This is a genomic window from Protofrankia sp. CiP3, from assembly GCF_917627345.1.
GTDB lineage: Bacteria > Actinomycetota > Actinomycetes > Frankiales > Frankiaceae > Protofrankia.
Genome location: NZ_CAKJTM010000020.1, coordinates 1 through 10,934, shown reverse-complemented (window position 1 = coordinate 10,934; position 10,934 = coordinate 1). Strand labels below are relative to the sequence as shown.

7 protein-coding genes and 1 pseudogene are annotated in these 10,934 nt (G+C 69.4%); all 8 read right to left on the bottom strand.

Translation table 11 applies throughout. From position 1 onward, the window contains the following. Positions 1-1,523 (bottom strand): hypothetical protein (locus MJ797_RS10210; RefSeq protein WP_239334068.1); only part of this gene is annotated, 1,523 nt, incomplete at its 3' end. A 77-nt stretch (positions 1,524-1,600) separates the two neighbouring features. After that, positions 1,601-3,406: a hypothetical protein gene (locus MJ797_RS10205; protein ID WP_239334066.1), complete on the bottom strand. Its 1,806-nt coding sequence runs from the start codon at positions 3,404-3,406 to the stop codon at positions 1,601-1,603. Then, entirely contained in the window at positions 3,403-3,834 is a 432-nt protein-coding gene (locus tag MJ797_RS10200) for a hypothetical protein (protein ID WP_239334064.1), read from the bottom strand. Before MJ797_RS10200 ends, MJ797_RS10205 begins: the two co-directional genes overlap by 4 nt. Before the next feature lie 217 nt (positions 3,835-4,051). After that, positions 4,052-6,643, bottom strand: a complete 2,592-nt coding sequence (locus MJ797_RS10195) for a glycosyltransferase (RefSeq protein WP_239334062.1) — start codon at positions 6,641-6,643, stop codon at positions 4,052-4,054. After that, a complete protein-coding gene (locus MJ797_RS10190; RefSeq protein ID WP_239334060.1) occupies positions 6,640-7,503 on the bottom strand; it encodes a glycosyltransferase family 2 protein in 864 nt (287 codons plus the stop codon). The genes MJ797_RS10195 and MJ797_RS10190 overlap by 4 nt, the downstream gene beginning before the upstream one ends. Before the next feature lie 1,104 nt (positions 7,504-8,607). Beyond that, on the bottom strand, positions 8,608-9,060 hold the full coding sequence (locus MJ797_RS10185; RefSeq protein WP_239334058.1) for a DUF6542 domain-containing protein: 453 nt from the start codon (positions 9,058-9,060) through the stop codon (positions 8,608-8,610). A gap of 232 nt (positions 9,061-9,292) precedes the next feature. Beyond that, positions 9,293-10,681, bottom strand: a complete 1,389-nt coding sequence (locus MJ797_RS10180) for a DNA recombination protein RmuC (RefSeq protein WP_239334056.1) — start codon at positions 10,679-10,681, stop codon at positions 9,293-9,295. A gap of 69 nt (positions 10,682-10,750) precedes the next feature. Then, positions 10,751-10,934 (bottom strand): annotated as a pseudogene (locus MJ797_RS10175) (hypothetical protein); the annotation flags it as partial.

The following is a 10,934-nucleotide window of genomic DNA, read 5'->3' as shown; positions in this document are numbered from 1 at the left end:
TTGTTGGTGTTGTGGCCACTGTTCAGACGCGCTCTCAGAGCCTGTTTTGAATCTTGGGTTCGGACGGCGAGCCGCGTCCAGCTGGTTCCCGGCAAGGCGGAAGGCCGAAGCGATACCGGCTGAGTTGTATCGGTGTGGCCGACAACGAAGCCGGGGGCCGGCTGGGCCTGGATCGCCCGGACAGAAGATTCAAAACAGGCTCTAGACGCGGGGCGACTGATCATGACAGCGATCATCGCTGTGACGCTCTGCCCCGCAACCCAGGCGAGACCGACAGCCGGTAGCCCACGCGGCTGGGCGAACTGCCAGACACCTACGGTTATGATCATCGCGGGGACGGCCTGCAGGACGACGATCCGGCCGGCCTGTCGCCGTGCCCGCGCCGCACAGACGGCCAGTACCGTCACCGCGCGGGCCATACCGCCGAGCAGCAGCAGACGCAGCAGGGTGGTGGCCTGCTCGGCGTAGGTCGTCCCGAAGATTTTCAGGATCGCTGGAGCCGCGGCGATGCCGGCGGCACCGACCGCCGCGACGACCGGGAGGACCCGTCGCAGGACGGCCGTGTGCAGGGCATCGACGTTGGCACCGGGCTGGGCACCCTCGACCGTCAGGGAGATCCCCATCCCGATTGTGATCAGATCGACCGATACCGTCAGCATCCAGGCGATGCCGAACGCGCCGCCGGCTGTCGAGCCCATCCTGACCACGACGAGTACCGGTAGGAAGGTCGTCGCGACCTGGGCGAAGAGCATTCCCACGGCGTCGCCGGACAGGAAGCGAAACATCTCGGTAGTCCCGCCCAGCGTTGTGCCTGCCGTTGTGCCTGCCGGCCCGCCCGCCGTGGGGCGGGCCGGCAGCGGCAGCAGCCGAGTCCACAGCAGCCACGAGACAGCCGCGATGAACACCACCGGCGGCAGCGCCCATGAGCCGAAGAGGCTGAGCGCGTCGCTCCGCCCGCCCGCGGCCAGCGCCGCGAGCACCGCCAGTTTGGTGGCGCTGTAGGCGACGTTTTCGATCGGCACCCAGAGCGCGGCGCGCAGGCCCGTCAACACGCTGTCCTGTAACGAGAAGATCGACCAGAGCGCGACCGCCAGCGTGAAGCCGATCGCGGCGCTGGGACGTCCCAGCACCGCGAGCGCCGGACTCATCCTGGGGATCACCAGTACGAACACCGTGCCCAACAGCAGGCTCGCACCGGTCGCCACACCGTATCCGATCAGTACCAGGCTCCGGGCGGATGCCCCGGCGCTCGGGAGGAACGTCGCGAACGCGCCGCCGAAGCTGAACTGGGCAAGCGTTGACAGCGTGGTGAGCGCCGCGACCAGGGCGGTGGCCGCGCCGACCGTGGCCGGGGTGGCGGTGCGCGCGGCGAGAATCCAGTACGCGCTTCCCAACAGGGAGGACACTCCACTGTTGACGACCAGGGCCAGCCCGTTGCGGTAGAGGACACCGCGTCGGGCAGTGGCTTGCGCGGGCCGTGTTCCCGGTGCCGGATCCGCTGGGCGAGCGTTCCCGCGAGTCATCCTGTGCCGGCCTCGCTGTCGCTGATCATGGTAGGGGTGTGGATGTTGTCCGGAGTGCCCCGGCACGCCGACGGTCATCATCGGCCTGCCTGGTAGGAGTAGATGCGGGCAGTCGGGCTGGTGAAGAAGGCCTGGAAGCGTGGCGAGCGCGCGACCGCCTGCTCCAGGGAGCCCAGCGCTCCCGGTGGGGCGAGCCCGAAGACCTCGGCGTAGACCTCCTGCGAGGTTGTGAACGCGAGATAACCATGCGTGGAGTACTGCCGCAGCACCGCGACGACGCCATCGAGGTCGGCCGCGCCCAGCTGCCGGTGGCGGAACCCGGCCGTGTGCAGCAGGTTGGGGTCGTCGTCACTGCTCGGACCCCGAAATTCCGGGTACCTGGGGCCGTACCGGAGCGGGAAGTCGGGGCCGGCGAGAAGAAGCACCGACCCGGCTTCGGCGTGGGCGTCGAAGTAGTCGGCGGCCCGGACGGTGTCCGGAGTCATGATGTTGATTTCTTCCTGTCCGGTGAACGCGGGCAGGAACATGGCGACCAGAGCGCCGGTGACGGCGCTGACCCGCGGCACCTGGCGCAGGCGCCACCCGTCGCCGGTGGGTTCCACGGCGAGGGCGCCGAGAACAGCCGCGAACGGCAGGGCGAACAGGACGACCCGGAGCGACGCCTCGCCGCCGTAGTTCTGGGCGAACACGATCCCGACGGGAACCACCGCGAGCAGCAGCGGGATCCCGGCCACGCGGTCACCCCGGCGCAGATCGCGCCAGGCGCCGATGACGGCCAGCAGCCCCACGGAAACCGTCAGCGCGTACCCGGCGCGCGCGTTGAAGATTTTCCCGGGCAGCGGGGAGAACTCGTGAACGTGCGTGTTCGTCGCGTTGGCCACCGGGTTCGTCCCGGAAAGCAGCCCGAAGTTGTGCTGGACGTAGCCGAGGTTCGGCACCAGCCAGGCCAGCGTGAGCCCGGCCAGTACCGCGGTGAGCCACCGTGGCCGGACGTATCCCGCGGCGCTCAGCGCGCCCATCCCGGCGACGAGCAGATAGGGGGTGAGCTGGTGACTGACGACCACCGCCGCCTGCAGCACACATATGATCGTTATAGCTGCCCGCCGTGCCAGGCCCGGGGGCGTCCCGGCCAGGTGTGCTGATCGCGGCCCGGTCAGGAACCGCAGCGCGACCAGATACAGACCGAGCCCCATCGTGAGCCCGAATGCCTGCGGCGCGAAATAGCTTTGTCCCACCCAGTTGGTGATGACGAAGAGGAAGGCGGCCGCGGCGGCGGTACGGGCACGGCCGGTCAGCGTCCGTGCGGTCGCGGCGACTATTCCTGCCTGGACAAGCGGAAAGAAAACCTCGGCCCAGGCCGCGTAGGTCACCGGATTCCGCTGTCCGGCGAGCCGGCCGAACAGCGCGGCAACCGCAAAGAATCCCGGCCACCGATGGTAGATGTCGATCCCGGGGTCGATACTGCCGTGCACGTCGATGTACCGGACGACGCCGATGTGTTTGTACACCCAGGGGTAGTGCGGAACGTCCGTGCACAGTGGCACCGTCCCGTAGAGGATGACCACGGTTGCCGTGAGGAAACCGGCGAGCAGCCACGGACCCGACCGCCGCTGGCAGAGCGCGGCCGCGTGCCCGACGATCACCAGAGCGAGTCCGGCATACCAGCGCACGGGCAGGGCTGGCGGCAGCCCGTAGTCACCGAGGGAGCCCAGCCGGATGTCGCCAAGTGACGTGGCCCATAGGAGGACGCCGGCAACGCCCACCGCCATGGTCGGTGCGAGCCTGCCCAGCGTACGCACCGCGGCCGAGGCCTGGGCGGCCGCTGCCGTTGCCGGCGGGACCGCCAGCCAGCTCAGCCGATGGATCGGCGGGCTGGCGGTCATCCCTGGCGCCGTTCGTGGTCCCGGCGCTGTTCGTGCGCTTGGCGCCGGTCATGCTCCCGGCGCCGGTCCGGGGCCGTCGCGGACAGCTCACCGAGCGCCCGCCGAAGATCCCAGGCGAGCACCCCACCGGAGGCCAGCCCAAGGCAGAGCAGCAGCGCCGTGGGGTTCCACCAGCCCACCTCGACGGTGACCACCGCCAGCAGGGTCAGCATCGCGAGGCTGACGCTCACCGTGACCGCGAGCCACGTCAACGCGTCGTCGAGGCGGAGGGTGGTCAGCGCCGCCGCGCCTGGCAGCAGCGCCGCCGCCAGCACAGCCAGCACGGCCCGCACCGGTGAGTGCGTGCCGCTGAGGGCCACCAGCAGGGTCAGCGCGGCAAGCGCCAGCAGCGCGCAGTCCACCGCGCATCGACGCCGTGGTTCGATCATGCGTCCGCCCTCGTGCTCATCAGGCCACGCCGATGACAGCTGGCTGGCATCGGCGCCGGCCGGGCCGGACCAGGCCCGCCGCCAGCGGGCGGGTATGCGGTGGATGCCGTGTCACTGGTGATCCGGGCCGGGCGGTGCCCGTCGTCCGGGCCGTCATCCCGGTTGTCGCCGTGGTTGTCGCCGTGGTCGCGATCCCGGCCACCGCGGTGGCATCTGTTCACCGCCATGCTGGCGCTGGCGGCAGCGGTCGGTCGTGAGCCGCTTGGTAGCGGGACCGCAGATAACAGGCTGGACCCGCGGCCATACCGGCGAGTTCGCGCAACCAGAGCCGACGCATGGGCAACGCGGCCGGTCCGGCCAGCCGGTGACCGGCGGCCAACGGCCCGCGCGTTCCGCCAGTGGCCGCGGTGACTCCGCGCCCGGTCCGTCGCCGGGTTGTCCGCAGGTGGCCAATCCCAGCGGGAACCGCGACGAGCAGGGCCCGAGCCGTGGCTGGGTCCAGCAGGTATTTGCAGAGGAACGATGTCAGCCCGGTGCCGTAGCCGAAAAGCTGCCGGCGCAGCGCGTCCAGCTCAGCCCGGTGACTGTGCCAGACGAGTGCCGCCGGCTCATAGGCCAGGGCGTGCCCGGCAAGCAGCACGCGGACGAAGACGTCGAGGTCCTCACCGCCAGCTGACGCGGTGCCGGCGCCGAGCGCCTCGTCGAAGCCACCGAGGGCGAGCAGGGCATCGCGGCGGAACGCCATGTTTGCCCCGGTGCCGAACGCCCCCGCGCTGTACGGGTACAGCGGGCTCGGCCGCCGGGACAGATCGAGGTCGAACAGCGCCGGTCGGCAGTTCGTCGCCCATGACACCCGGGCGTCGAAGTAACGTTCCGCCGGGCTTGCCAGGGTGGCCGCGGCCACGAGCCCGGTGACGCAGACGACATCGGACCGGCGCTCGAAGCCGCGCACTAGGCCGCGGATCCAGCCGGCGTCCACGGTCACGTCGTCGTCGGTGAAGGCGACGATCGTGCCGCTTGCCGCTGTCAGACCCGCGTTGCGTGCCCGGGAGAGCCCAGGCCGTGGCTCCAGCACATACCGGAACCGGGGGTCGCCGCCGGCCTGGGCGTCGAACACGGTTCGGGTCGCCGGGTCGGTCGGGGCGTTGTCGACGATGACGACGTCGAGCCAGGGCCAGTCGAGGGCGCGTAACGAGACCAGGCTGGCGGCGAGCTGGGCCGGCCGGTCACGGGTGCAGACCACAACGCTCACCGCGGGGGCCGAGAGCAGCCGGCGGCATGCGTGACCCGCGGCCGGCGGGCCTGCCGGTGCCGGGCCCGCCGGTGGGTCCAGGCCCGGGTCCGGCAGCTGGTCGAGTCCGTCGATGCCCAGGTGAGCGCGGATGACCTCGCCGAGGTCGCGGATAGCCATGGCCCGTAGCGTCAGGTCGTCGAGGACGTCCACGCCGAGATCGACGGACAGGAAGCCGAGCGGTGTGCCGTGCAGGCGGATCAGAAGCCGGGCTTCGCGGTACGGCGTGGCGGCGGTGTCGAGCAGCTCAGCGGGAAGAGCCATCGGTTCGGTGAGTTCCACCTCCCCGCACCAGATCCGTGCTGCTGTGGCTGCCGGCATGGCTCGGGCCTGACGGCCTCGCCGGCCACCGACCGCATGCGGGAGGTGGGTGACCGGGCCCCGGATGAGCCCGGTCACCGTCGCGGCGGGCAGCGACGATGGACAGCCGCGCGGCTGATGGCGCGGCTCACCAGAAAGGCGGGCCGGCTCATCAGGAAGGCGGGCTGGGCTGCCAGGACGCCGCCAGCGCAACCAGCGGCCATGGACATATCCGGCTGTGGTGATTCCCAGGCCCGCCACGGTGACGCCCGCACGCGGCCAGCGCCGCGGTGTGGCCAGGTCGCGGCACAGCGCCCGGGGGAGCACGCGGCGCACGTAGTCCTTTTCGCTGGCGAGTGCCGCATCGCGGCCGACGCTGCGGGCGACCGCGGCCTTGGAAAGGCCTTCGGCATAGCAACGGGCCCGGAAGTACCGCCAGGTCGTACGCTCCCGGGTGACCCGATGGCTTACCCGTGCGAGCGGCTGGTAAAGAATGATCATATTCGGGTCATGGGCGCGCAGCCGGATGGCGAGCTCGGTTTCCTCGCAGCCCAGCGGTCGGGACCCTAGCCGGCCGAGTCCGTCGGTGAAACCACCCACCTGGTCGAAGACCATCCGCCGGAACGACATGCCGGCACCGATTGGGTTCCGGACCGGTGCGCTGGCAGTGGGAAGTCCCTGGTAACTACAGCCGACCACCCAGTCGAATTCCGGTGGGAACCAGCGTGGGCGGCTCGACGGCCAGCGCGGCTCGGCCAGCCCGCCGACACCGGCGACGGCCGGGTCCGCATACGGAGCCAGCAGGTTTGCCAGCCATGACGGCTCAGCCTCGGCATCGTCGTCGAGAAAGGCGATCACATCGCCGGTGGCGGCCGCGATACCGGTGTTACGGGCTCCGGACAGACCGCTGCGACCGCTGTTGAGCACGACCTGGACGCCGGACAGGCCGGCAGCCGCGCGCTGGTGGAGCCTGGGATTGTGGTCGATGACCACGATGACTTCGTGGGGGGGAACGGTCTGGGCCGAAAGACTTGTCACGGCCCGCTCCAGATCGTCCCACCGGTCTTCGGTGTAGGCACAGATGACGACGGACGCGCACGCCGCGGGCCAGCTGGCGCCGTCCGGTTCCTCGTCGTGCCCACGGTCTGGCCAACTGGCCGGGCTGTGGGCTGCCGGAACTGGCGCCGTTTCCGTCCACCGTCCGCTGACGGCCGTCATGCGTAGGTCGCCGAGGTGCTGCCGGCCCGGTCCGGATGCTCTGGGGTGTCTGCCTGGCGGGGAAGGGCGGTGGCTGGCGGAGCGGCGGATGTCGCGGGGTGGCAGCCGGCCGCTTGAACGATCATCGGATCGCGTCGGTGCAGCCGTTCGGACAGGATCGTGCGCAGTACCCGCAGGCCGTCGCTGCTGGCTCGCAGGTTTGACTCGCCGTGCACGCGGGGGCGTTCGAAGCTGCCGACCTCGGTGATGCGCAGGCCGGCCGCGGCGACTCGCAGCATGATCAAAGTCTCGATCTCGAAGCCGTCACCCCACTGGCGAGTTCCGTTGTGCTGGCCGGGTGTGAGGCCCAGCGCCGCGAGACACGTGCGGGAGAAGGCGTTGTAGCCATAACAGAGATCGGTGAAACGCTGGCCGAACAACCGATTGGCCAGGAAGCACAGAGCGCGGTTTCCCAGCTGCCGGGCGCGGGTGATGTCGGCGCTTCCGCCGCCGTGGGCGAAACGTGTTCCCTTGGCGAAGTCCGCGCCATTGCGAAGAGCGTCGAGGAAGGCAGGGATCTCGCTGGGGTCCGCCGAGCCGTCGGCGTCCAACATGACGATGAAATCGCCGGTGGAAGCGGCGAAGCCGCAGGCGAGAGCGTTCCCCTTACCACGTCTGGTCTGGCGCACGACGATTGTGTCGGGACGGATTTCGCAGGCGACGCGGATGGTGTCGTCAGTGGACCGGCCGTCCACCAGGATAATTTCCGCGTCGGGCGGCAGCCGCCGGAAGACGCCAGGGATGTTCTTCGCCTCATTGAGCGTTGGAATGACGATGCTAACCGAGAGGGGGGCCACTGGACGCCGCGACGTCTCGAACAACGGGTATCCTCCGATTCGGGCCAGGCGGAAAAGGTTGTGGCGGAGCCGACCCGCTCTTCGGGCGTCGCCTTGGCCTTGGGCACGCGACAGACGCCCCAGGGGCGCCCGCGATGCTCCTGGCGGCGGTGCCGTCGTGGGAGATGCCCGTCAGGTCGTCAGCTGAGATCGAAGAGTCGACGCGGTCGGCTTGGCTCGTGGTGCCAGGTCTCATGTGCTGGTGTTCCGGGGGTGTTGGCGGCGCGGAAAGTGATGATCGTGCTGGTGCCTACGGGGCGAGCGCCGCCGATTCGACGGCTGATGTACGGCAGCAGCCTTTTCGACGTTCGGCTCTGCGTCCGTACACCGTTGCCCCCTCGTGCGTTCCGCACCGTCCACGATCATTTTGTTGCTGGCTGTCTATATCATCGGACAGTGTGTATCTCGACACGGGGAACATATCACATGACATCACTACTGGTTGTGTAAGTGTCACCGAAGGTTTGCATCGCCGCGTGTGACGGAGTCACTTATCGTTTAATGATGCTGAGAATTCTTGTGTTCCAGCAGTGGTCCGCTGGCGTACGGCGGGGCGGTGGAGATGTCACAGAGGCCTTTGGTTGGCTATCTGGTGATAAAGAAAACAAAGAAAAACCCGTCCTCGGCCGCCGTGTCCGCCGAGCTGCCGGCGGCTCCCGTGCAGCCGCCGCGTTCAGATGATCTTTTCTGTGCCCAGGGCGGTACGCTGGCCGGCGCGTCCGGGCTGCCCCGCGGCAGTCAGCCGCGTCGACGAGAGCGGACGTGGGAGAACGCCGGGCACGAACACCGCCCACAGTCCGAGCCGCGCCGGTAATGTCGGTGATGGTCACGAGGATGGCCGCAGCGGCAGGTGGCCCACCAAGTGGTCAGGCGTTCCCGAAGTTCGCGGGGCGCGTTGCTCGGCACGGTGGAAACGGTACCGGACGGCCATGGGCAGCTGACCACGGCTTCCTGCTGCCTTGCTGTACGGTGCCTCGACCAGGCCCCCGGGCGATTTTTCTACTGCCACAACCAGGACGCACCTGATGAATCGTCAATCACGCGGATCGATACCCGGGCCCACATCGGCCGCCATCCGGCGGGCACGCCCTAACTACCCGGCCGGCGGCGATTCCTCGTGGCGTTGAGCGCACGTTGACGGTCGCGCCGGGCGACCCGGGCATGCCGCGCCCGGACCGCCGCTATGAGCACGACGGCGAAGAACCCAATGAGAAGCACAGGGGCTCGAAGAATCAAATCGGAGCTAATGCTGATCACTTTGTTCTTTATTCCACCACCAGCACTGCCGGCGGCCGGATGCGCAAATCCGATACCGATGGCTATCAGCGCATAAACGAGCGGTGGTGTGATAACGATGCCGAGGAGGTCGTCGGGATGCACCCGGGTGGCGGCCAGGACGCAACCGGCGACGAACAGAACGCCGAACACCACGCCCAGGGAGCCGGCCAGGACCACATCGATGGCGGCTCCGGCTGTTCCGGCCAGGAGGAGCAGGAGAGCGGCTCCGAGCACGGTAAGGCCACGCCGGCTGCCCGTAACCACGGTAGGCGTGCCTGCGCCGCCTCGCCGAGCCGGGATTCGTCCGCGCTGTCCGGTCGGGCCTGCGGCCCGGTCGGGGGGACCGGCCGACGAGCGAGGCGGCGGCGAGCTCACTTGGGCAAGGTACCGCCCGGAGCCGGGCCGTGTGTCACCGGCGAGTTGTCGCACCCTGTGATAAGGCTGGCGACATTACTTTCAGCGTTTCTCCAACTGCTTTCGGCAATGTCTGTGGCGTTCAGTGGACGAGCGGCGAGGCGGGCGGTGCCTCGGCGGGGCCGGTGAGCTCCGCCGCGGACAGGGCGCGTACACCGGATTCAACGCGCGCAGGCGTGGCCAGCACGCTGTCCACCACCTCCATAGCGGCAAGCCGCCGTGCCGGTACCAGCACACGGCTCTCCAGTGATCCGACCGTGGCGTTGAAGTCGGTCACGGTCCGGCCGATCGAACGGCCGAGCCGGTCCACGTGCTCGCCGAGGGTGCCAAGGCGGGTGTACAGGTCCCGGCCGAGCTCGAAGATCTCCCGGGTGCGGGTGGTGAGCGCCTCCTGCGTCCACGCGTGGGCGACAGTCCGCAGCATCGCGATGAGAGTGGTCGGCGTCGCGATGACGACCTTCTTCCTGGCGGCATGCTCCAGCAGTGCCGGGTCCTTCTCGAGCGCGGGAGCGAGGAAGGCTTCAGCGGGTACGAACAGCACCACGAACTCCGGGCTGGCGGAGAACTGCCGCCAGTACGCCTTCGCCCCGAGCGCGTCCACATGAGCGCGCAGATGCCGTGCGTGGGCGCTGAGCCGCTGGTCGCGGATGGTTTCGTCCGGGGCCTCGGTAGCCTCAAGGAACGCGATCAGAGGCACCTTCGCGTCCACGATGATGTTCCGGTTGCCCGCCAGGTGAACGACCATGTCCGGTCGCCGCACGCCGTCGCAGTCGGTGATGGTGGGCTGTTCGGTGAAGTCGCAGCGGGCGATCATTCCGGCGACCTCGGCCACCCGGCGCAGCTGCATCTCCCCCCAGGCCCCGCGAGTCTGGGGCTTGCGCAGGGCCGTGACCAGGGCGGCGGTCTGCGTTCGCAGCCCCTCGGATACCTGCTGGACACCCCGGACCTGCTCAACGAGAGTCGCGTACGCCTCGATGCGCGCGGTTTCCAGGTCCGCCAGCCGGTGCTCCATCTTCCCGAGCACGTCCCGCAGCGGACTGATCAGGTGCTCGACGGCCACCCTGCGCTGCTCGAAGTCGCCGGCGGCACGCGTACCGGCCTCCTGCAGGCGGACGGAGGCAAGGTCGAGAAACTGGCGGCTCGCACTCTCCAACGCCTGTGCGGACAGGGCCTGGAACGACTCGGCCAGGCGTTGCTGGCTCTGCTCGACGAGGTTCAGGCGTTCGGTCGCGGATCGCCGTTCGTAGTCCAGCGCCGTCCGCATGCCCGCGACATCAGCCTCGGCCAGCGCTGCCCGCTCCCGCGCGGCCTGTTCCGACTGGCGTAGCAGTTCACGCTCGCGGGTGGCGGCGTCACGCTCGGAGGCCAGGGCCGCGAGGCGGATGTCGCCAGCGCGGCGGCCCGCCGCGAAACCGCCCGCGCAGCCCAGCAGCAGGCCGAGAAGGAGAAGCAGGGTGGTCGCGACGTCCATGGCCGATAGGCAATCACAGGCCGCCGACACTTTTCGCCGCGGCCGCCGCGCCGCTACTGGGCGATGCCGCTACTGGGCGATGCCGCCAGCGTCGGTGCCGGAGACCAGCGGATGGATCCGGAACTCGCCGCAGAAGCTGAGCGGCCTGGTCAGCCACAGGCTGCGTGTCTCGTCCGGTGGCGTCACCGCGAGGCCGGCGTACTGCGGGCAACGGTCCTGTGGCCCCGTTGGGACGACGGTCCATTCCAGGCCT